We start from the raw sequence: 1344 nt of genomic DNA, 5'->3' as shown, positions 1-1344 counted from the left end.
CGCCTATCTCGATGCGCGCGACTGGAAGCTGGTGTCGGGCCGCCCGTTCAGCGATTCCGAAACCCGCTCGGGCACAGGCGTGTGCCTGATCGGCGAGACCGTGCGCCAGCAGTTCTTCGGCGCCGGCGATCCCGAGGGCGAGATCATCCGCGTCAACCGCACCTCCTGCAAGATCATCGGCCTGCTCGAGCCCAAGGGCTATACCGGCTTCGGCCAGGACCAGGACAATGTCGTGCTGATGCCGCTGCATGCCTATCAGCGCCGCATCGCCGGCAACCGCGACATCGACAACATCTACATCGCCGCCGACGACCGCACGCCGACCAGCGAGTTGCAGCCGCGCGTCGAGGACATCTTGCGAGACGCGCGCCGCATCACGCCCGACCGCGAGAGCGATTTCGCCATCCGCGACATGACCCAGATCGCCGACGCCATGGCCAGCGCCACAACCACCATGACCGGCATGCTGGGCGCGGTGGCCGGCGTCAGCCTTTTGGTCGGCGGCATCGGCATCATGAACATCATGCTGGTGTCGGTCACCGAACGCACCCGCGAGATCGGCATCAGGCTGGCCATCGGCGCGCATGAAAAGCACATCCTCATCCAGTTCCTGGTCGAGGCCACGGTGCTGTCGCTGCTCGGCGGCATTATCGGCATCCTGATCGGGCTGGCGCTGGCCGGCCTCGCCGCGGTGACGCTGACCATCCCGTTCGCGCCGAGCCCGGCGGTGATCCTGCTCGCCGTCGGCTTTTCCGCCCTGATCGGCATGGTGTTCGGCTTCTTCCCTGCGCTGCGCGGCGCCAGGCTCGACCCGATCGACGCGCTGCGGCACGAGTAGGATGGCGGCCTCGGTCGCATCCGGCACTCTGTCCGGATTTGCACAACCTTTGCTTGTTCGTCCCGCGCCGGCACTGTCATTGCGAGGTTCGCGATGGTAGGGCAATTCACCTTGGGCGGAGGAATGGCGGATGAGCAAGAAGGCGCGACTGGTCCTGGCGATGGTGATCATCGAGGCAGGTCTTGCAGGCATCTGGTGGTATCTCGCCCGCTTCGGCATGGCCAATCCCGATCGCGTCACCGCTGACTTCCAGGCAGTCGTCGGCCAGACCATGGGAATGGCGATGGGCGGCTTGCTCGGCATCGGCTTTATCCTGTTCCTCGTCGCCGCACGCAACGATCGCAACGCGGCACAGAATAAGACGCGCCCTTAATTCCCGTTTGCGAAATGCCACTCGATCAGCGGCTTCATGTGCGGTGACAGCCCGACCGGCAGGTCGGCGGCATGGCGGATGATCACCGGTCCCTCGATCTCCGGCTCGGTCTCGGTGGCGACGAAGGCTGAGA

At 65.5% G+C, this 1344-nt stretch carries 2 protein-coding genes; both read left to right on the top strand.

Features of this window, described 5'->3' with window-relative positions; translation table 11 throughout:
* On the top strand, positions 1-838 hold an 838-nt coding region (locus EOC06_RS37355; RefSeq protein ID WP_164899001.1), incomplete at its 5' end, for an ABC transporter permease.
* Between the two features lie 130 nt (positions 839-968).
* Entirely contained in the window at positions 969-1211 is a 243-nt protein-coding gene (locus tag EOC06_RS37350) for a hypothetical protein (protein WP_128289849.1), read from the top strand.
* The last annotated feature ends 133 nt before the right edge of the window (positions 1212-1344 follow it).

This window comes from Mesorhizobium sp. M7A.F.Ca.MR.362.00.0.0, from assembly GCF_004023175.1.
Taxonomy (GTDB): domain Bacteria; phylum Pseudomonadota; class Alphaproteobacteria; order Rhizobiales; family Rhizobiaceae; genus Mesorhizobium.
The sequence above is the reverse complement of the archived record's forward strand: the minus strand, read 5'-3'. Positions and strand labels throughout refer to the sequence as shown.